A 19,899-nucleotide genomic window follows, 5' to 3' on the forward strand; every position below is an offset into this window, starting at 1 on the left:
CGCGCAGGAGTCAGCATGGCCCACCCGTTTGAAACCCTCACCCCCGATCTCGTCCTGGATGCCGTCGAAAGCATTGGTTTCCTCAGCGACGCACGCATCCTGGCGCTCAACAGCTACGAAAACCGCGTGTATCAGGTCGGCATCGAAGACTCCGAGCCGCTGATTGCCAAGTTCTATCGTCCGCAGCGCTGGACCAACGAGGCCATCCTTGAGGAGCACCAGTTCACCTTCGAGCTGGCCGACATCGACATCCCGGTGGTAGCGCCGCTGATCCACAACGGCGAAACCCTGCACGAGCACGCCGGTTTCCGCTTCACCCTGTTCCCGCGCCGTGGGGGCCGCGCGCCGGAGCCGGGCAATCTTGATCAGCTATATCGCCTCGGCCAGTTGCTCGGGCGCATGCATGCGGTGGGCGGCACCAAGCCGTTCGAACACCGCGAAGCCCTGGCCGTGCAGAACTTCGGCCATGCCTCGCTGAACACCCTGCTTGAAGGTAATTTCATTCCGAAAAGCCTGCTGCCGGCCTACGAGTCGGTTGCCCGCGACCTGCTCAAACGCGTCGAAGATGTCTACGCCGCCACGCCGCACCAGAACATCCGCATGCACGGTGACTGCCACCCCGGCAACATGATGTGTCGCGACGAGATGTTCCACATCGTCGACCTCGACGATTGCCGCATGGGCCCGGCGGTGCAGGACATCTGGATGATGCTCGCCGGCGATCGCCAGGAATGTCTCGGGCAGTTGTCGGAATTGATGGACGGCTACAACGAATTCCATGATTTCGACCCGCGCGAACTGGCGCTGATCGAACCGTTGCGCGCCCTCCGCCTGATGCACTACAGCGCCTGGCTGGCGCGGCGCTGGGACGACCCGGCATTTCCGCACAGCTTTCCGTGGTTTGGCACGGAACGGTATTGGGGCGATCAGGTGCTGGCATTGCGTGAGCAGTTGGCGGCACTGAATGAAGAACCGCTCAAACTCTTCTGATCAAAGATCAAAAGATCGCAGCCTTCGGCAGCTCCTACCTTGGAATGCATATCCCTGTAGGAGCTGCCGAAGGCTGCGATCTTTTTGCTTTCTGACACGACACATCTATACAACCTCCTTACAATCCTTTCTTTGTCAGCTGCCTGAACAAGGATTCTGCATGCAAGCCGCCAACCCGCGTCGCGGGTACATTCTGGGCCTGAGCGCCTACATTATCTGGGGCCTGTTCCCGATCTATTTCAAAGCCATCGCCGAAGTCCCGGCCGTCGAGATCATCATCCACCGCGTGCTGTGGTCGGCGCTGTTCGGTGCGTTGCTGCTGATGGTGTGGAAACACCCGGGCTGGTTGCGCGAGTTGCTGGACAATCCCAAACGTCTGGCGATTCTGGCCTTGAGCGGGACGTTGATCGCGGCCAACTGGCTGACCTATGTCTGGTCAGTGAACAACGGCCGCATGCTCGAGGCGAGTCTGGGTTATTACATCAATCCGCTGGTCAACGTGTTGTTGGGCATGGTGATTCTCGGTGAGCGGCTGCGGCGCATGCAGTGGGTGGCGGTCGGGCTGGCTGCCATCGGCGTGGCACAGCAGGTGTGGCAGGTCGGCAGTCTGCCGTGGGTGTCGCTGGCGCTGGCGCTGACCTTCGGTTTCTACGGTCTGATCCGCAAGCAGGCGCCGGTCAAGGCGCTGCCGGGGCTGGTGGTGGAAACCTGGATGCTGGTGCCGATTGCGATCGCGTGGTTGCTGTTCAATCAGACTGCCACGAGTGTGCAGCCGGCCTTCTGGACCACTTCCGAAGCCTGGTGGCTGGTAGCCGCCGGCCCGGTGACGCTGGTGCCATTGGTGTGTTTCAACGCCGCCACCCGCCACTTGCCCTACACCACCATCGGCTTCCTGCAATACATCGCGCCGACTCTGGTACTGCTGCAAGCGGTGCTGCTGTTTGGCGAGCATTTGTCTTCGAGCACGCTGGTTGCCTTCATGTTTATCTGGGCCGGGTTGGCGGTCTATAGCGTTGATGCGTGGATAAGTTTGCGTCGGCGCGCCTGATCAAAAAACGCACAAACCTCCGCAGGCCACGGTTCTCGTGGCCTGCATCGTTCCTTCCCAAGCTTATCCACAGCGTGATCCCCGCCGTTTGTGCGCAAGTTACTGAATGTTGGCGGTTTTTTGATCAACCTGCGCAAAGCCACGGCGGACGTGGCGTGGCGGTCTGTCTCTACAGGTTATCCACAGGCAGGTGCACGTTAAACCTGAATAACCCTGTTTGCACTTAAACCTCTGTGCGCAACACCAGTTCGACCATCAGATCATCGGCCAGGGTTTCCAGGCGTGCCTGCAACACATCCAGCGACAACGTCAGTGGCACCGCCAGAATCGCCTCAGCGTGAAACAGCGGCTCGCTGCTCATCGGCGCCGGGCGCACTTCGGTCACCAGCCGTTCAAGGTTCACACCCTGCTCGCTCAACAACCGGGTGATGTCACGGACGATGCCGGGCCGATCATTGCCGACCAGTTCCATGGCGATCGGTTTCCACGTGCAGGACTGCTCCACCCCGCTTTCGGCAATCAATACGCGGATGTCATGGGTCGACAGCGCTTGCAGGGCATCGACCAGTTCGTCGTAAGCCTCCGCCGGCACCCCCACGCGCAGAATCCCGGCGAACTGCCCGGCCATGCGTGACATGCGGCTTTCCAGCCAGTTGCCGCCGTGCTCGGCGATGCATTGGGCGATGCGCTCGACCTGCCCGGGCTTGTCCGGGGCGAAAACGGTAAGTACGAGATGGTCCATGGCGCAGCCCTCTTGTCATGACTTTTGTTATCGAAGGGCAAGTATAGGCAAGGGCTGGTTTCGTGTTGAATCGACTGGCCCCTTCGTGAGCAGGCTCGCTTCCACATTTGGAATGCAATCCTCTGTGGGAGCGAGCCTGCTCGCAAATGGCAGCACTGGGGATCTGCGCGATAGACAAATCGTGTACAACTTTCGATATTTAACTGGAACAATCCAATGCTTTTTTGAGAACATCCCGTTCCGCGACGTGACCGCAATGCGTCATGAGGTCGCAGAACGACGTAATTAGTCTGATTTTCACAAGCGCAACTCATCATGTAGTATGCCGCAGCGCGCACTACATAACGCTGGATCGATGTCTGCCCAAGGCCCTTCACAACCCTGAAAGCCCCGTCAGCAAGGCCTCCAAGCCGTTGATTGGTCCTAGCCCAGCCGCCAGCAATGGCATGTACTGGTCGGCAGGTTTGTGGTTTTAATGGCCAGAAGCTTCATTGTTAAATTGACGAGCTGAAAAGCGAAATAGCTGAGCAGAGTGAGGCAAGCAATGACTGAACACGTTCAAGTCGGTGGCCTGCAGGTCGCCAAAGTCCTGTTCGACTTCGTGAACAACGAAGCCATTCCCGGTACCGGCCTCACCGCCGAACAATTCTGGGAAGGTGCCGACAAGGTCATTCACGACCTGGCGCCGAAGAACAAAGCCCTACTCGCCAAACGCGATGACTTCCAGGCGCGCATCGATGCCTGGCATCAGCAGCATGCCGGCCAGGCGCACGATGCCGTGGCCTACAAAGCTTTCCTGCAAGAGATCGGTTATCTGCTGCCAGAAGCGGCTGATTTCCAGGCGACGACGCAAAACGTCGACGATGAAATCGCCCGCACCGCCGGCCCGCAACTGGTCGTGCCGGTGATGAATGCGCGCTTCGCGCTCAACGCCTCGAACGCTCGCTGGGGTTCGCTGTACGACGCCCTCTACGGCACCGACGCGATCAGCGAAGACGGCGGCGCGGAAAAAGGCAAAGGCTACAACAAGGTGCGTGGCGACAAAGTCATCGCCTTCGCCCGTGCTTTCCTCGACGAAGCCGCGCCACTGGCCGCGGGCTCCCACGTCGACTCGACCGGCTACAAGATCGCTGACGGCAAACTGGTCGTGACGCTCAAGGGCGGCAGCAACAGCGGCCTGCGCGATGACGCTCAGTTGATCGGTTTCCAGGGCAACGCCAACGCGCCGATCGCCGTTCTGCTCAAGCACAACGGCCTGCACTTCGAAATCCAGATCGATGCCAGCACTCCGGTCGGCCAGACCGATGCCGCCGGGGTCAAAGACATTCTCATGGAAGCGGCGCTGACCACGATCATGGACTGCGAAGACTCCGTGGCCGCCGTCGATGCCGACGACAAAGTGGTGATCTACCGCAACTGGCTCGGCCTGATGAAGGGCGACCTCGCGGAATCCGTGTCCAAGGGCGGCCAGACGTTCACCCGCACCATGAACCCGGATCGCACCTACACCGCGCCCAATGGCGGTGAAGTGACACTGCACGGTCGTTCGCTGTTGTTCGTGCGCAACGTCGGCCATCTGATGACCATCGATGCGATCCTCGACAGCCAAGGTAACGAAGTGCCGGAAGGCATCCTCGACGGTCTGGTGACTTGCCTGGCAGCAATGCACAACCTCAACGGCAACACTTCGCGGCGCAACACCCGCACCGGTTCGGTGTACATCGTTAAACCGAAAATGCACGGCCCGGAAGAAGCGGCGTTTACCAACGAGCTGTTCGGGCGCATCGAAGACGTCCTGCGCCTGCCGCGCAACACCCTGAAAGTCGGGATCATGGACGAGGAGCGCCGCACCACGGTCAACCTCAAGGCCTGCATCAAGGCGGCCAGCGAGCGCGTGGTGTTCATCAACACCGGTTTCCTCGACCGCACCGGCGACGAAATCCACACTTCCATGGAAGCCGGCCCTGTCGTGCGCAAGGCTGACATGAAGGCCGAGAAGTGGATCGGCGCCTACGAGAACTGGAACGTCGATATCGGTCTGAGCACCGGCCTGCAAGGTCGCGCGCAAATCGGTAAAGGCATGTGGGCGATGCCGGATCTGATGGCCGCGATGCTCGAGCAGAAAATCGCTCACCCGCTTGCTGGTGCCAACACAGCGTGGGTACCGTCGCCAACCGCCGCTGCGTTGCACGCACTGCACTACCACAAGGTTGACGTGTTTGCGCGTCAGGCCGAACTGGCCAAACGTGCCCGTGCCTCGGTGGATGACATCCTGACCATTCCATTGGCAGTGAACCCAAGCTGGACACCAGAGCAGATCAAGAACGAACTGGACAACAACGCCCAGGGCATTCTCGGTTACGTGGTGCGCTGGATCGATCAGGGTGTCGGCTGCTCGAAAGTGCCGGACATCAACGACGTCGGCCTGATGGAAGACCGTGCGACGCTGCGCATCTCCAGCCAGCACATCGCCAACTGGCTGCGCCACGGCATCGTCAGCCAAGAGCAAGTGATGGAAAGCCTCAAGCGCATGGCGGCAGTGGTCGACCGTCAGAACGCCAACGACCCGCTGTATCGCCCGCTGGCACCGGACTTCGACAGCAACATCGCCTTCCAGGCGGCGGTCGAACTGGTGATCGAAGGCACCAGGCAGCCCAATGGCTATACCGAGCCGGTGCTGCACCGTCGTCGTCGTGAGTTCAAGGCCGCGAATGGTCTGTAATGTGCGCTGACGCTGGAAATGAAAAAGGCCCTGATCGAGAGATCAGGGCCTTTTTTTCTAAACGCAAAGTCAAAAGATCGCAGCCTTTGGCAGCTCCTACATGAGATCACCTGTAGGAGCTGCCGAAGGCTGCGATCTTTTGATCCTCAAATATTCAGGGCTCAATCCCCAATTCGTGTTTCACCAAATCAAGCAAATTCCTCGTATCAATCGGCTTGAGCAGAAAATCCACCACGCTCAAGTGCATCGCTTCGATCGCATCTTTCACGTCGGCATCGCCCGAGACAATGATGATCGGCATCGCTGCCCGCACCGATTCGCGCACCTGGCGGATCAGGTCGAGGCCATCGACATTGCCCATGCGCAGATCGGTAATGACCAGACCGATCAAAGGTTTTTCCTCTAGCATTTTCAGCGCGGTTTCACCGCTGGCTGCGGTCATGCAGCGAATGCCGTCCAGCGCGAGAATCTCCGACAACAGCTCGCGGGCATCCTTGTCGTCGTCGACAATCAGGACACGCTGCGGCGGCAGATCAGGTTCGAGCATTACTGCGCTGAGCGCTTCACGCTCGGCGTCGCTCAAAATATCGTGGTCGGACATGGCGTTCTCTAAGTATTCAAACAATCCCTGGCAAGTCGTCAGACATCGCCGGACAGCGCTTCAATGTGCACTTCGTCGGATTTTTTTCCAAGTGCTTAGGGCAAGCTTTTCCGAGCTTTTGCGTAGGTTATTTCCGAAAATCGGCCAATGGTGGCAAAACCTAGACTTACGTCCAATGGGCACCCTGCCCGCCGGGGTCGACCATGGCCGCAACGATCCGACAACAACAATTCGAAAAAGACTGCGGTAATGGTTATGAGCAAAGCGGACGCCTTCACCCAGGCAGGGAAAACCGCGGTATTGCAGAACATTCAGGGCACCCTGCAATTCCTTCAGCGCTTCCCGCCCTTCAATCAGATGGAACACGCCCACCTCGCCTATCTGGTGGAGCAATGTCAGCTGCGTTTTTTTGCCCAGGGCGAGAGCATCATCAAACCGGCGGACGGCCCGGTGGAACATTTTCATATCGTCAAACAGGGTCGGGTGGTCGGCGAACGCCAGCACATCACCAAACCCGGCACCGAGACCACCTTCGAAATCACCACTGGCGAATGCTTTCCGCTGGCCGCGCTGCTCGGTGAGCGCGCCACGCGCACCGAACACCTGGCGGGCGAAGACACCTTCTGCCTGCAACTGAACAAACTGGCGTTCATCAAACTGTTCGCCCTTTCCAGCGCCTTCCGCGACTTCGCCCTGCGCGGGGTGAGCAGCCTGCTCGATCAGGTCAACCAGCAAGTCCAGCAAAAAGCCGTGGAAACCCTCGGCACTCAGTACTCGCTCAACACCCGCCTCGGTGAACTTGCGATGCGTCATCCGGTGACCTGCAGTGCCGAGACGCCGCTGCGTGAAGCGGTGAAGCTGATGCACGAGCAACAGGTCGGCAGCATCGTCGCGGTGGATGAGCACAAGGCGCCGCTGGGGATCTTCACCTTGCGCGATTTGCGCCATGTGGTCGCCGAAGGTGTCGGTGATTTCAGCGACGCCATCGAACAGCACATGACCCGATCACCGTTTTATCTATCGCCGGATCACAGCGCCTTCGATGCGGCAATCGCCATGACTGAGCGTCACATTGCTCACGTCTGCCTGGTCAAGGATCAGCGCCTGTGCGGCGTGGTGTCCGAGCGTGATCTGTTCTCCCTGCAACGGGTCGATCTGGTGCACCTCGCCCGGACCATCCGCAGCGCGCAACGGGTCGAGCAACTGGTGACCCTGCGCGGCGAGATCGGCCAACTGGTCGAGCGCATGCTCGCCCACGGCGCGTCGTCGACGCAGATCACCCACATCATTACCCTGCTCAACGATCACACGGTGTGCCGGGTGATCGAACTCACCCTGGCGGAAAAAGGCGATCCGGGGGTGCCGTTCAGTTGGCTGTGTTTCGGCAGCGAGGGCCGGCGCGAGCAGACGCTGCACACCGACCAGGACAACGGCATTCTCTTCGACGCGCGCGATGCAGCACACGCAGCGGAGATTCGCGGCAAGCTGCTGCCGATCGCCCAGCAGATCAACCACAGCCTGGCGCAGTGCGGTTTTACTCTGTGCAAAGGCAACATCATGGCCGGCAATCCCGAGCTGTGTCTGTCGCGGGCCGAATGGGCGCGGCGCTTCGCGGCGTTCATCCGCGAAGCCACGCCGGAAAACCTGCTGGGCTCGAGCATTTATTTCGACCTGCGCGTGGTCTGGGGCGATGAGCAAGGCTGTGAGCAATTGCGCCGGGGCATTCTCGATCAGGTCGCTGACAACCGTTTGTTCCAGCGCATGCTGGCCGAGAACGCGCTGCGTAATCGCCCTCCCGTCGGGCGCTTCCGTGAGTTCGTGCTGGCACGCAAGAACGGTGAGAAGGCCACGCTGGATCTGAAAATTCAGGGCCTGACGCCGTTCGTGGACGGCGCCCGTTTGCTGGCGCTGGCCAACGGCATCGACGCCAATAACACCCTGGAACGCTTTCGCCAACTGGTCGATAAAGAGGTCATCGAGCCACTCGACGGCGCGGCCTATGAAGAGGCCTATCACTTCATTCAGCAGACCCGCATGCAGCAGCATCAGCTGCAGACCCGAGAGAATCAGCCGTATTCCAACCGCGTCGATCCCGACAGCCTCAATCACCTCGACCGACGCATCCTGCGTGAATCCCTGCGCCAGGCGCAGCGCCTGCAAAGCAGCCTGACCTTGCGGTATCAGCTATGAGCCTGTTTTCCTGGTTGCGCCCGGCCAGTCCCGTGGTGTCGGCGGATTTGCAGCAGCGGCTGGCGAAGCTGCCGGCGCTTGCCGAGCTGAGCGAATGCGACCTGCGCGAGCAGCGCTGGGTGGTGCTGGACCTGGAAACCACCGGCCTGAATATGAACAAGGATCGGGTTCTGTCGATCGGCGCGGTGGTGATCGAGGACGGCGCAATCGATTTCAGCCAACAATTCGAACGCACCTTGCAATGTCGCGAATTGAAGCTCAGCCCCAGTGTGCTGATTCATGGATTGGGGCCGAATGCGATTGCCGCTGGCAGCGAACCGGCCGAGGCGTTGCTGGAGTTGCTGGAGTTTATCGGTGACAGTCCGGTGCTGGCGTTTCATGCGCCGTTCGATCAGCACATGCTCGGGCGCGCTGTGAAAGAACACTTGGGGCATAAGCTGCAGCATGTATTTCTCGATGTCGCGGACATTGCGCCGATGTTATGTCCGCAGGCGCAGATCCGCGAAGCGGGGCTGGATGAGTGGATCGAGTGGTTCCGGCTCGAAGTGTTCGAACGGCATAACGCGAGTGCCGATGCGCTGGCCACGGCGGAACTGGCACTGATTCTGTTCAGCCGCGCGCGGGGGCAGCAGATTCTCAGTCCTTTGAATCTGCAACAGCGGTTGAGTCAGTGGAAGCGCAGGCAACAAACTCATTCTTTCTAGTGCTCCTACAGAAGCATGCATCCATATCACCTGACCAGTGGCCAATTGCTAACCATTCCCACCTCTGCCAGAATCGCGAACTATTCTCGTTAGTTAACATTTCCCAATCGGTGATGTCCGGTGTCGTCAGTGCCCAACCCCCACAGTGAGCTCGTCGGTGCGATGTATCGCGACCATCGCGGTTGGCTGCTGGCGTGGTTGCGGCGCAATGTGGCGTGTCCGCAGCGTGCCGAGGACCTGAGCCAGGACACCTTCGTGCGCCTGCTCAACCGCGACGAGTTGTTGACACCGCGCGAACCTCGAGCGTTTCTGGTGGCGATCGCCAAAGGCCTGTTGTTCGACTACTTCCGCCGCGCTGCGCTGGAACAGGCCTACCTCACCGAACTGATGCTGATCCCCGAAGGCGAACAACCGTCGGTGGAAGAACAGCAAATGATCCTCGACGACCTCAAAGCCATCGATCGCCTGCTCGGCAAACTGTCGACCAAGGCCCGCGCAGCGTTTCTGTATAACCGCCTCGACGGCCTGAGCCATGCCGAGATTGCCGGCAAACTCGGCGTCTCGGTGCCGCGCGTCCGGCAGTATCTGGCGCAAGGGCTGCGTCAGTGCTACATCGCCCTGTACGGTGAACCGACATGACCGCGGCCAGTTCGCGGCCGGTGCCGGCGCACGTGCTGGACGCAGCGATTGCCTGGCAATTGACCCTCGATTCGAGCACCGCGCTGGAGCGCGAAGAATTCGCCAAATGGCATGCCGCCCATGAAGAACATGCCCGCGCCTGGCGTCAGTTGGGCATGCTCGATCAGCGCTTCAGCGTCGCCAAGGGCCCGGCCCGAAGTGCGTTGCTGCAATCGCGCGAAGGCATTCGCCGGCGCGTGCGCAAACTCGGCAGCGGGCTGGCCAGTGTCGTGGTGGTTATCGGGCTGGGGCTGTTTGTCAGTGAGCGCTACCTGCCGCTGGATTACTGGCTCGCCGATCAACGCACCGCCACTGGCGAACAGCGCAGCGTGCGCCTGTCCGACGGCACCCTGCTCAATCTCAATACCCACAGCGCGGTCGACGTGCGCTTCGATGACAAGCGCCGCTTGATCGTGCTGCAGGAAGGCGAAATTCTCGTTGAGACCGGGCATGGCGACGCGCGGCCGTTTATCGTCGAAACCCGCGAAGGCAGCATGCGCGCGCTGGGCACGCGGTTTCTGGTCAAGCGCGAGGACGACGGCACACGCCTGAGCGTGTTGCAGTCAGCGGTGGCGGCGCATGCCCAAGCCAACCCGCAAGAACAAATTCTGCACGAAGGCCAGCAGGTGCTGCTGCGCAGTGACGGGCTGGGCTCGATTGCCGCCCTCGCCCCCGGCGCCGATGCCTGGACCCGGGGCATGCTGGTGGTGGACAACGCACGGCTGGGCGATCTGGTGCACGAGCTGGGGCGCTATCGTCGCGGGCATCTGGGCGTGGCGCCGGAAGTGGCCGATCTGCGCATTACCGGCAGCTTTCCGTTGCATGACACCGACAAGGCACTGAGTGCATTGCTACCGACCTTGCCGGTGCAGATCGAGCGGCATACGCCGTATTGGGTCACCGTGGCGAAGGCTGGTATCAAGCCTGAGTAATGCGCCCGCAGGAAAACCTGCCTTCGCGAGCAGGCTCGCTCCCACATTGGAATGCGATCACCTGTGGGAGCGAGCCTGCTCGCGAAGGCGCCATCAGCCGCACAACCATTTCCAACAAAAAAAGAATTTCCACCCCGCCCTATCACTTTTCCAATCTCATCCGGCACACAGGCAATTGAGAAATATTTCCATTCAGGAGCCGCCGTATGTCCCGTTCGCCAGACACCTTGTTGCGCCCCAGTCTGCTGGCTTTTGCCATCGCTTTCAGCACGCCGCTGATAAGCAGCCCGTTGCTCGCCGCTGAGCAAGCGTCCAGCGTACGCGCCTACAACCTGCCGGCGGCGCCGCTGTCGACCACCCTGAACCAGATCGCCAGCCAGGGCGGCCTCGCCCTGTCGCTCGATCCGGCGCTGGCCGCCGGCAAGACCTCGGCACCGGTCAACGGCCAATACGATGCCGCCGGCGCCCTGCGCGCGGCGTTGCGCGGCACAGGTCTGCAACTGGAACAGAGCAGCGCCGGCACTTACACCCTTGTGGCCGTGCCAGAAGGCACGCTGGCCCTGCCGGAAACTTCGGTCATCGGCGTCGAAAACTTCGAAAGTGCCTGGGGCCCGGTCGCAGGCTACACCGCGACCCGCACCGCCGCCGGCACCAAGACCGACACCGCACTGGTCGAAGCACCGCGTTCGATCTCGGTCGCAACCCGTCAGCAGATGGACGACCGCAGCGTGCACAGCCTCGATGACGCCGTGCGCTACATGCCAGGCATCACCGCCAGCAGCTACGGCAGTGACACGCGTGCCGACTGGCTGCGTGTGCGCGGTTTCGAACCGACCCAGTTCCTCGATGGCCTGCCGCTCCCCAAAGGCGTGTACGCCAACCCGAAACAGGAAACCTGGAACCTCGACCGCCTCGCCCTGCTCCGTGGCCCGGCCTCGTCGGTGTATGGCCAGACCCCGCCGGGCGGTTTGCTCGACATGGTCAGCCGCCGCCCGAGTGCCGAGGCCAGCAGCGAAATTCAGTTGCAATACGGCAGCGACAATCACCGCCAGATCAACTTCGCCAGCACCGGCAAGATCGACGACGCCGGGCAGTTTCTCTATGGCCTCAGCGGCGTGGTGCGCGACAGCGGCACGCAGGTCGACCACGTCGACAACAAGCGCTACAACATCGCGCCAAGCCTGACCTGGAACATCGACGACGATACAAAACTCACCCTGCTGAGCCAGTTCACCCGCGATGACACCGGCATCACCAGCCAGTTTCTGCCGATCCAGGGCACGAAGATCAAATCGCCGTTCGGTGATATTTCCCATCACAAGAATCTTGGCGATCCGGATTGGGAATACTACGACCGCACCTACTACGCGCTGGGCTACGCCTTCGAACATCGGTTGAACGATGTCTGGCAGTTCAAACAGAACCTGCGCTACACCAAGTCGGACCTGTCGTTCCAGTCGCTGACACCCGGCTCCTACCCGTTCACCACCGTGGATGCAGAGGGCAACGTCGGCCGCACCAGCACCAGCGTCGACGAAGACATCAGCCAGTTTGCCGTGGACAACAACTTCCAGGCCGACTTCGCCACGGGTGAGGTTCGCCACACCTTGCTGCTGGGTCTGGATCACCAGCGCAGCAACACCAACTACACCTCGATCTTTGGCGATGGTCTGCAAACCAATGTCATCAACCCGATCTACGGCCAGCCGATCGTACGTCCGGCGCGCTCCACCGCGTTTTACGACTACAACCAGAAGACCTACCAGACCGGCCTCTACGTGCAGGATCAGATGGCTCTCGACCAGTGGCGCCTGACCCTCGGCGGCCGAGAGGACTGGGTGCACACCAGCACCCAATTCATCAACCAGAGCGACGCCACCAACACTCAGCGTGACAAGAAGTTCAGCGGCAACGCGGCGCTCAGCTACGTCTTCGACAACGGCTTCGTGCCGTACCTGTCCTACGCCGAATCCTTCCAGCCGACCACGGGCGCCGATGCCACCTCGACCGGTTCGCTCAAGCCGACCGAAGGCAAGCAGTGGGAACTGGGCATCAAATACCAGCCACCGGGCAGCAGGACCCTGCTTACCGCCGCCGTGTATGACCTGACCCAGAAGAACGTCGCGGTGAACACCTTCGTCAACAACGTTTCAGTGACCAGCCAGACCGGCGAAGTGAAGGTCAAAGGCCTGGAACTCGAAGCCGTGTCGGATGTGACCGACAACCTCAAAATCATCGCCGCCTACACCTTGGCCAAGTCCGAAGTGCAGAAAGGCGTCGACAAGGGCAACCGCCTGCAACTGATGCCTAACCAGCAAGCCTCGCTGTGGACCGACTACACCTGGCACAGCGGCGTGCTCGACGGTTTCGGCGTTGGCGCTGGCGTGCGTTACACCGGCAATACCTACGGCGACAAGGCCAACACCTGGCTGGGCAAGGCCGATGCCTATACCGTGTTCGACGCCAGCGTGCATTATGATCTCGGCCGCCTGGACAACAGTCTCAAAGGTGCATCGCTGGCGGTGAACGCGACCAACCTGTTCGACAAGGACTACATTTCTACCTGCGACAGCTTCTACTGCTACTACGGCGACCAGCGCAGTGTCGTCGCCAGCGCCACTTACAAGTGGTAAGCCAGTGAGCTGAAACAGGCCCTGTTCCCAGGCCGTCCGTACCGGACGGCTTTGGTGTTTTTGAAGGTCATGCAATGAAAAGTAAAACCATCCGCCGCTGGTCGTTCATCCACACCTGGACCAGCCTGATCTGCACGGTGTTTCTGCTGATGCTGGCGCTGACCGGTCTGCCGCTGATTTTCAGCCACGAGATTGATCACGCGCTGGGCAACGCACCGGAGCTGCGCGAGATGCCGGCCGACACGCCGCAACTCAACCTGCAGCAACTGGTCGATGCCGCGCAGAAGCATCGCCCGGGCGAAGTCATGCAGTACTTCGGCTATGACGACGAAGAGCCGAACGCGGCATTCGCGATCATGGCCAGGACGGCCGACACCGAGCCGAACTCTTCGCACACCTTCATGCTCGATGCGCGCACTGGCGAAGCGCTGGAAACCCCTTCGGCCAACGGCGGCTTGATGCTGTTCATCCTGCGCCTGCACGTCGACATGTTCGCCGGGCTGCCGGGCAAGCTGCTGCTGGCGTTCATGGGGCTGCTGTTTGTCGTGGCGATCGTCTCCGGCACGGTGCTGTACCTGCCGTTCATGCGCCGCTTGAAATTCGGCACCGTGCGTCAGGACAAGTCGACAAGACTGCGCTGGCTCGACCTGCACAACCTGATCGGCGTCGTCACTTTGACCTGGTGCCTGGTGGTAGGCGTGACCGGGGTGATCAGCGCCTGCGCCGACCTGCTCATTGCTGCGTGGCGCAACGATGCACTGACCACCCTGATCGCGCCGTATCGCGATGCGCCGCCGCTGACCCAACTGGCCCCGGCTACGCGGCTGCTCGACATCGCCGAAGAAGTGGCGCCGGGGATGAAACCGGATTTCATCGCCTTCCCCGGCACCCGTTTTTCCAGCGAGCACCATTATTCGGTGTTCATGAAGGGCGGCACGCATTTGACCTCGCACCTGCTGACACCGGTGCTGATCGATGCCACGACCTTGCAGGTCACCGCCGTGGCCGAACGGCCGTGGTACATGGACGCCATGGGCATGTCGCAGCCGCTGCATTTTGGTGACTACGGCGGCATGCCGATGAAGATTCTCTGGGCGACTATGGATGTGCTGACGATCATCGTGCTGGCCAGTGGTGTGTATTTGTGGGTGGTGCGGCGCAAGGCGGCCAAGCCTGTACTGGAAACGGCGGAGGCCTCGGCATGAAGCCGCGTCAGTCGAGTTTCTGGAAAGTCTTCAGCACACCGATCGTGATCGCCCTGCTCAGTGCCGCAGGGCTGTTTGCGGCGTTGCTGGGGGATGGAGTCTGGGATGCTTTGAGCTGGGTCGGGCTTGGCGTGCCGGCATTTCTGGCGATAAGAGGTTTTCTGCCGCGAAGCTGAAAAACCCTTGTGGGAGCGAGCCTGCTCGCGAAAGCGCCCGGACACTCAACATCAAAGTCGACTGTCACGACGCCTTCGCGAGCAGGCTCGCTCCCACATGGGTTCTGCGCCGGCCGCGAGCAGGCTATGCTGCCCGATCATTGTCCTGATCGAGACCTTGCCATGTCCGCCCCCAGCATGACCCTGTACCACAACACCCTGTCGCCCTTTGTCCGCAAGGTCATGGTGCTGCTGCACGAAACCGGTCAGCAGGATCGTGTCGCGCTGCAGGACTGTGTGCTCAGCCCGGTCAGCCCGGACCCGGCGCTGATCGCCGACAACCCGTTGAGCAAAATCCCTGCCCTGCGTCTGGCCGATGGCAATGTCATCCATGACAGCCGCGTCATCCTTGAATATCTCGATCAGCAGCACGTCGGCAATCCGCTGATCCCCCGTGAAGGTGCGGCGCGCTGGCGGCGCCTGACGCTGGCGTCGATGGCTGACGGGATCATGGATGCCTCGGTGATGGTGCGTTATGAAACCGTGCTGCGCCCGCTGGAAAAACACTGGGACGAATGGCTCGACGCCCAGCGCGACAAGATCCGCCGCGCCCTCGCGGTGCTTGAGAGCGAAGCGATTGCCGAGCTGACCAGCCATTTCGATGTCGCGGCGATCAGCGTGGCCTGCGCGCTGGGCTATCTGGATCTGCGTTTCCCGGACATGGACTGGCGCGCAGCCAATCCGCAACTGGCCAACTGGTATTTCGAGGTGAGTCAGCGACCGTCCATGGTGGCGACGATGCCCCAGCCCTGATTCTGCGGCGCCTGATCTGCCCCTATCGCTGGCAAGCCAGCTCCCACATTGAATCGGGACAGGCCGCTGACCTGTGTGTCGGCATCTATCCTGTGGGAGCTGGCTTGCCAGCGATGGCACCACCTCGGTTCTGGCGGCAGCGCTGCAACAATCAGCGTCAGCAAAACCGCCACTTCCCTGCGCTCAGCTCGCAACCCGCTCATTGCATCGCCTCCACGTCAAACTCCAGCGGCCTGGCCGGCTTCAAACCAATCCCGTACCAGTCCAGTTTGCGCGTGAGCACCATGAACACCCCGAGCAGACCGAACAGCATCAACGAGCCCATCAGCAGCGCGTAATCCTCGGCGCTGAGCAATCCGTAGAGCAGGCCATACAGCGCCGCCAGCCCCGCCGAAAAACTCAAGCCATGCCGCGCGCTGCGCAGGACGTGGCTGACATAAAAACCGATCAACAACACGCAGCCACTCGCCGACAGCAGGTACGCCAGCGCAAAACCGATGTGTTCCGACAACGACAACAGCAGCAGGTAAAAGAACGCCAGCGCGACACCGACCAAGGCATATTGCACCGGATGCACCGCCAGACTCTTGAGCACTTCGAAGAGGAAGAAACCGGCGAAGGTCAGGACGATGAACAGCAGCGCGTATTTGATCGCCCGATCGCTTTTGAGGTACTGATCCACCGGGTCGATGAAGCTGACGCCGAAGCTGCGCCCATTGAGTGCGTCACAGTCGCCAGCGACGCAGCGCTCCATTGCCTCTTGCAGGTTGGTGGAGAAAAAAGAGGTCTGCCAGTCTGCGCTGAAACCCTGATCGTTGATCTCGCGCTTGGCCGGCAGGAAGTTGCCGACGAAGCTGGGGTGCGGCCAATTGGCGGCGAGGTTGACGCTGCTGGTCTTGCCCACCGGCACCACACGCAGCGAGCCGGTGCCTTGCAGGCGCAGGTCGAAACCGAAGGTCAGTTGCGTGGCTTTGCTGGCGTCGAGCGCCGGCAGGGTGACGTGTACGCCCTCGCCGATCCAGGCCACTTCGCTGCCGGGCACGAAGTCCAGTTGCTGGCCGGCGAGCTCGAGTTTCAGCGCGTTTTCGATGCCGCGAATATCGCTGATACCGACGGCGAGGAACGGCGCGTCGAACTGGTAATCGGCAAAGTTTTCCTTGATGCCCAACTGCGCCGGCAGGGAAAAACTCCCGTCTATACGGTTATCGGCATGGAACAGCCGCGCCTCGTAAATACCGCGTTTGCGCAGTTCGGTTTGTACTTGCCCGTCGAGTTCGAAACGCTCCGGCAGAAAGTACAGACGCCCGCGCGCTTCGCTGACTTCTTGGTAGCGCTTGTTGGTTTTTTCGTTGGTCTTCCAGGTGCGCACCACCTTGCGATACGGCACTACCATCACCGGCCCGGTCAGTTGCTGGCTATAACTGGAACTGCGCGCGATGTCTTCGAGCACACCGTCGCGCAGTTGCTGACGCTCATCGATGATGCCGTCGATCATCAGCAAGGGGATCAGCAACAGCAGGATCAACAAGGCGATCGCGCCGAGCTTGATGGTCAGATTTTTGTTCATGGGACTCTCCCTGTTTGGATGGGAAGAGTCTGGGGATGCGCTGTGGTGGCAGTGTGGGGGGAATATGGAGATTGTGTGGAGACTGCATTCCCCTGTGGGAGCGAGCCTGCTCGCGAAGGCAGCAACTGGGTCTCACGGCAAGCGCAATACCACCTCAACCCCGCCCTCGACATTGCCAATGCGCATCACCCCGCCATGCAACTTCACCACTTCTTCAACGAAGTTCAGCCCCAACCCGGTGCTCTTGCGTCCGCTGTCCGGGCGCGGCAGTGAGTAGAAGCGTTCGGTCAGGCGCGGCAAGGCGTAATCGGGAATCGGTGTGGTCTGGTTGAACAGGCGGAACTCGATCTGCTCGCCAACCCGCTCGGCACGCAAGTGCAACAAGCCCTGCGCCGGAGTGAAATCGAGCGCGTTCTCGAGCAGATTGCCCAACGCTTGGCGCAGCAGAAACGGCTCGCCAATCAACAGCAGATCTTCGCCGATCGCTTGCTCGACGCGCAGCTGTTTGCCCTCGATCCGCGCGGCCTGCGCCTTGAGCAGTTGCGTCATCAACACTGCCAGCGGCACGGCCACCCGTTCTTCCAGTCCTTGGCGTTTTTCGACTTGCGCCAGGTTGAGCAGGCGCTCGATCAACTGCTGCATCCGCGCGCTTTCGCTGTCGATATTGCTGACAAAGCGCAAACGCTGGACGGGCGGCATATCACTTTGCAGCAACTCCGCTGCGCCCCGGATCGCCGCCAGCGGACTTTTCAATTCATGGGTCAGGGTATGCACATAGCGCTCGACGTAGGCCTTGCCTTCGAGCTGCGTGCGCATCTGCTCGACCGCCGTCGCCAGTTGCTCCAGTTCGCCGCCGCGATAATGCGGCACTTCCACGCGTCGGCCTTCGCTCACCGCTTGGGCGTAACCGGTCAAGCGGTGCAGCGCACGACTCAGCCACCACGACAACAACGCGCCGAACAACAGACCGAGGCCGATCAGTCCGGCACCGTAAAACAGCAAGCGCCGCTCGGTGCGATCGACGTAGGGTTGCAACGAACTGTTGGGCTTGGCCACGGTGACCACGCCGATGATCTTGCCGTTGTCGCGGATCGGCGCGCCGACGTGCATCACTGAAGAACTCGGATCGTCAGGATCGCTGCGGCTGGAGCGCGCGCCGTACTCGCCGCGCAGGGTCAGGTAAACATCGTTCCAGCGTGAATAATCCTGGCCGACCGCGACGCCGCTGGAGTCGAGCACGACGATGCCCTTGGCGTCGGTGACGTAGATGCGATGGTTGACCTGGTTCTTCGGCAAGCCCCAGATCGTCGCTTGCGGTTGACGCTCGCCATAGGCACGGAGCAGTTGCGGCCAGCGGTTCTCGCTGAGGGTGCCGGCCTTGAAATCGTCGCGCAGGATTTCTGCCATCAGGTTGGCGGTGTCGACCAACGTCTCTTCGGTGGACTGACGCACGCCGGGGCGGATTTCCTCCATCACCGTGTTGAGGACGAAATAACCGGTCAGGCCGACAAACAGCACGTACACCAGAAAGATCCGCAGCCCCAGCGACATCAGCTGTGCCCCGGGCTGTAGCTGTAACCGAGGCCGCGATGGGTCTGGATCGGCTCGGCCTCGGCGCGCACCAGGCGCAACTTGGCGCGCAGGCTTTTGATGTGACTGTCGATGCTGCGCTCGTAACCGGCATCGGCCGCTACGCCCAGCGCATCGAGCAATTGCTCGCGGCTGAACACCCGCTCAGGTTGTTCGAGCAGGCATTGCAGCAGACGAAATTCATGGCGGGTCAGGCTCAGCGGCTGGCCGCGATAGCTGATCTGTACGCGTTCGGCATCGATGCGAAACAGCGTTGAGCCTGCTTCCAGGGTTGCGCGCGGCGCTATGCGTTTGAGGATGGCTTTGACCCGCGCTGCCACTTCACGCGGGCTGAACGGCTTGACCACGTAATCGTCGGCACCGATCTCAAGACCCACGACGCGGTCGATTTCAGCGTCGCGGGCGCTGAGAAACAGCACCGGCACTTCAGTGAAGCGCCGCAACTGCTTGCAGGTTTCGAAGCCACTGATGTCCGGCAAGCCGATATCGAGAATGATCAGGTCGGCCGGGGTTTGTCGCTGATGCTCCAGCGCCGCCGCGCCGAGGTTCAGCCACGTGGTGCTGAACCCCTCGCCCTGCAAGGCAAAAATCAGTGTGTCGGCAATCGCCGCTTCGTCTTCGACAATCAGGATGTGCGGCATGGCGTCCGAGCCCGTGGCAGTTAGTGCGCGAACGGTGCCCCAAGCCCGGGGTTACGTCAATCAGACCACTTAGCAGTCAGGCTTGTCGGCGGTGTAACGCCGCGCCGGATTGACCGCCGCGCCGAACTCGCGCAAGGCCTTGGCGCCGATCAGCAGCGGATAGTTGAAGTGGCTGCGGTCGGTCAGGTTGACCTCGACGGTGCGTTTGACGTTGCCCAGGCACAGTTCCAGATCGACCACCGGGCGCTTGGCGACATCGCTGCTGTCGCGCTCTTCATCGTCCTCGTCGGAACGGCTTTTGATCTTGCTGATGCGCGCGACCTTGTGCTCGAAGACTTTGTTGCTGGCGTCCTTGGTGGCGAGGCGGAAACGCACCCAGTCTTCGCCATCGCGGGTGAAGGTCTCGATGTCCTTGGCCGACAGCGAGGCGGTCAGCGCACCGGTGTCCATCTTGGCCTTGAGCACTTCGCCGCCAATTTCCGGCAGCGCGATGTATTCGTAGCGACCGTACAGCGTCGGCTCGGCGGCCATGACCGGCAGCGCGACGAGGGCAAACAGAGCAAGGAGGGATTTCACGTAAGGGGCTTCCTTGGAAATTGAGGGCGGCGGACTGGAGTTTTAGACACGCGCCGAGTTATTCGTTCGCTTCTCGGTCCTCATCGCGAGCAGGCTCGCTCCCACATTTGAA

17 protein-coding genes are annotated in these 19,899 nt (G+C 61.1%); 11 read left to right on the forward strand and 6 right to left on the reverse strand.

Annotation, left to right across the window (positions count from 1 at the left end; genetic code table 11):
• Positions 1-15 precede the first annotated feature (15 nt).
• Entirely contained in the window at positions 16-990 is a 975-nt protein-coding gene (locus AB4N53_RS17325; protein ID WP_039757662.1) for a serine/threonine protein kinase, read from the forward strand.
• Between the two features lie 160 nt (positions 991-1,150).
• Positions 1,151-2,038 (forward strand): EamA family transporter RarD, encoded by an 888-nt coding sequence (gene rarD, locus AB4N53_RS17330; protein ID WP_041476730.1) that lies wholly within the window; start codon positions 1,151-1,153, stop codon positions 2,036-2,038.
• Between the two features lie 223 nt (positions 2,039-2,261).
• Here rarD and AB4N53_RS17335 read toward each other — a convergent pair whose 3' ends face one another.
• Positions 2,262-2,780: a glycine cleavage system transcriptional repressor gene (locus AB4N53_RS17335; RefSeq protein ID WP_460121914.1), complete on the reverse strand. Its 519-nt coding sequence runs from the start codon at positions 2,778-2,780 to the stop codon at positions 2,262-2,264.
• Positions 2,781-3,324: 544 nt separating this feature from the next.
• On the opposite strand from AB4N53_RS17335, the gene AB4N53_RS17340 reads away from it, so the two are divergent.
• A complete protein-coding gene (locus AB4N53_RS17340) occupies positions 3,325-5,502 on the forward strand; it encodes a malate synthase G (RefSeq protein WP_460121916.1) in 2,178 nt (725 codons plus the stop codon).
• 154 nt (positions 5,503-5,656) lie between these two features.
• Here AB4N53_RS17340 and AB4N53_RS17345 read toward each other — a convergent pair whose 3' ends face one another.
• Positions 5,657-6,103, reverse strand: coding sequence for a response regulator (locus AB4N53_RS17345; RefSeq protein ID WP_460121918.1), 447 nt, complete (start codon positions 6,101-6,103; stop codon positions 5,657-5,659).
• 255 nt (positions 6,104-6,358) lie between these two features.
• Here AB4N53_RS17345 and AB4N53_RS17350 point away from each other — a divergent pair, with 255 nt between their 5' ends.
• From AB4N53_RS17350 to AB4N53_RS17385, 8 genes are all read left to right on the forward strand, one after another.
• Positions 6,359-8,293 carry a putative nucleotidyltransferase substrate binding domain-containing protein gene (locus AB4N53_RS17350; RefSeq protein ID WP_343287064.1) on the forward strand — a complete coding sequence of 645 codons (1,935 nt, stop codon included), beginning with the start codon at positions 6,359-6,361 and terminating at the stop codon, positions 8,291-8,293.
• Positions 8,290-8,997, forward strand: a complete 708-nt coding sequence (locus AB4N53_RS17355; protein ID WP_460121921.1) for a 3'-5' exonuclease — start codon at positions 8,290-8,292, stop codon at positions 8,995-8,997. The genes AB4N53_RS17350 and AB4N53_RS17355 overlap by 4 nt, the downstream gene beginning before the upstream one ends.
• 162 nt (positions 8,998-9,159) lie before the next feature.
• A complete protein-coding gene (locus AB4N53_RS17360) occupies positions 9,160-9,636 on the forward strand; it encodes an RNA polymerase sigma factor (RefSeq protein ID WP_253505040.1) in 477 nt (158 codons plus the stop codon).
• Positions 9,633-10,607, forward strand: a complete 975-nt coding sequence (locus AB4N53_RS17365; RefSeq protein ID WP_460121923.1) for a FecR domain-containing protein — start codon at positions 9,633-9,635, stop codon at positions 10,605-10,607. Before AB4N53_RS17360 ends, AB4N53_RS17365 begins: the two co-directional genes overlap by 4 nt.
• Before the next feature lie 206 nt (positions 10,608-10,813).
• Positions 10,814-13,240: a TonB-dependent siderophore receptor gene (locus AB4N53_RS17370; RefSeq protein WP_460121925.1), complete on the forward strand. Its 2,427-nt coding sequence runs from the start codon at positions 10,814-10,816 to the stop codon at positions 13,238-13,240.
• A 74-nt stretch (positions 13,241-13,314) separates the two neighbouring features.
• The gene (locus AB4N53_RS17375; RefSeq protein WP_460121927.1) at positions 13,315-14,445 is read left to right on the forward strand and encodes a PepSY-associated TM helix domain-containing protein; all 1,131 of its coding nucleotides are present in this window, start codon (positions 13,315-13,317) and stop codon (positions 14,443-14,445) included.
• Positions 14,442-14,621 (forward strand): hypothetical protein, encoded by a 180-nt coding sequence (locus tag AB4N53_RS17380; RefSeq protein WP_460121929.1) that lies wholly within the window; start codon positions 14,442-14,444, stop codon positions 14,619-14,621. Before AB4N53_RS17375 ends, AB4N53_RS17380 begins: the two co-directional genes overlap by 4 nt.
• A 162-nt stretch (positions 14,622-14,783) precedes the next feature.
• Entirely contained in the window at positions 14,784-15,413 is a 630-nt protein-coding gene (locus AB4N53_RS17385) for a glutathione S-transferase (protein ID WP_460121931.1), read from the forward strand.
• Between the two features lie 199 nt (positions 15,414-15,612).
• Here the strand turns inward: AB4N53_RS17385 and creD are convergent, their stop codons facing one another.
• The 4 genes from creD to rloA2 all read right to left on the reverse strand — a co-directional run bounded on the left by creD (position 15,613) and on the right by rloA2 (position 19,787).
• Positions 15,613-16,980: a cell envelope integrity protein CreD gene (creD, locus tag AB4N53_RS17390; protein WP_460121933.1), complete on the reverse strand. Its 1,368-nt coding sequence runs from the start codon at positions 16,978-16,980 to the stop codon at positions 15,613-15,615.
• Between the two features lie 132 nt (positions 16,981-17,112).
• Positions 17,113-18,531: a two-component system sensor histidine kinase CreC gene (gene creC / locus AB4N53_RS17395; protein ID WP_460121935.1), complete on the reverse strand. Its 1,419-nt coding sequence runs from the start codon at positions 18,529-18,531 to the stop codon at positions 17,113-17,115.
• Complete coding sequence (gene creB, locus AB4N53_RS17400; protein WP_460121937.1) at positions 18,531-19,211, reverse strand: two-component system response regulator CreB; 681 nt, start codon at positions 19,209-19,211, stop codon at positions 18,531-18,533. Before creB ends, creC begins: the two co-directional genes overlap by 1 nt.
• A 69-nt stretch (positions 19,212-19,280) precedes the next feature.
• Positions 19,281-19,787 carry a retropepsin-like aspartic peptidase RloA2 gene (gene rloA2, locus AB4N53_RS17405; RefSeq protein WP_016772839.1) on the reverse strand — a complete coding sequence of 169 codons (507 nt, stop codon included), beginning with the start codon at positions 19,785-19,787 and terminating at the stop codon, positions 19,281-19,283.
• Positions 19,788-19,899 lie beyond the last annotated feature (112 nt).

Source organism: Pseudomonas sp. H3_E04 (assembly GCF_054668915.1).

What these genes read in the sequence shown, in the direction of transcription:
- AB4N53_RS17325 (WP_039757662.1), top strand. Translation starts at nt 16, where the DNA reads ATGGCCCACCCGTTTGAAACCCTCACCCCCGATCTCGTCCTGGATGCC.
- rarD (WP_041476730.1), top strand. Translation starts at nt 1,151, where the DNA reads ATGCAAGCCGCCAACCCGCGTCGCGGGTACATTCTGGGCCTGAGCGCC.
- AB4N53_RS17335 (WP_460121914.1), bottom strand. Translation starts at nt 2,780, where the DNA reads ATGGACCATCTCGTACTTACCGTTTTCGCCCCGGACAAGCCCGGGCAG.
- AB4N53_RS17340 (WP_460121916.1), top strand. Translation starts at nt 3,325, where the DNA reads ATGACTGAACACGTTCAAGTCGGTGGCCTGCAGGTCGCCAAAGTCCTG.
- AB4N53_RS17345 (WP_460121918.1), bottom strand. Translation starts at nt 6,103, where the DNA reads ATGTCCGACCACGATATTTTGAGCGACGCCGAGCGTGAAGCGCTCAGC.
- AB4N53_RS17350 (WP_343287064.1), top strand. Translation starts at nt 6,359, where the DNA reads ATGAGCAAAGCGGACGCCTTCACCCAGGCAGGGAAAACCGCGGTATTG.
- AB4N53_RS17355 (WP_460121921.1), top strand. Translation starts at nt 8,290, where the DNA reads ATGAGCCTGTTTTCCTGGTTGCGCCCGGCCAGTCCCGTGGTGTCGGCG.
- AB4N53_RS17360 (WP_253505040.1), top strand. Translation starts at nt 9,160, where the DNA reads ATGTATCGCGACCATCGCGGTTGGCTGCTGGCGTGGTTGCGGCGCAAT.
- AB4N53_RS17365 (WP_460121923.1), top strand. Translation starts at nt 9,633, where the DNA reads ATGACCGCGGCCAGTTCGCGGCCGGTGCCGGCGCACGTGCTGGACGCA.
- AB4N53_RS17370 (WP_460121925.1), top strand. Translation starts at nt 10,814, where the DNA reads ATGTCCCGTTCGCCAGACACCTTGTTGCGCCCCAGTCTGCTGGCTTTT.
- AB4N53_RS17375 (WP_460121927.1), top strand. Translation starts at nt 13,315, where the DNA reads ATGAAAAGTAAAACCATCCGCCGCTGGTCGTTCATCCACACCTGGACC.
- AB4N53_RS17380 (WP_460121929.1), top strand. Translation starts at nt 14,442, where the DNA reads ATGAAGCCGCGTCAGTCGAGTTTCTGGAAAGTCTTCAGCACACCGATC.
- AB4N53_RS17385 (WP_460121931.1), top strand. Translation starts at nt 14,784, where the DNA reads ATGTCCGCCCCCAGCATGACCCTGTACCACAACACCCTGTCGCCCTTT.
- creD (WP_460121933.1), bottom strand. Translation starts at nt 16,980, where the DNA reads ATGAACAAAAATCTGACCATCAAGCTCGGCGCGATCGCCTTGTTGATC.
- creC (WP_460121935.1), bottom strand. Translation starts at nt 18,531, where the DNA reads ATGTCGCTGGGGCTGCGGATCTTTCTGGTGTACGTGCTGTTTGTCGGC.
- creB (WP_460121937.1), bottom strand. Translation starts at nt 19,211, where the DNA reads ATGCCGCACATCCTGATTGTCGAAGACGAAGCGGCGATTGCCGACACA.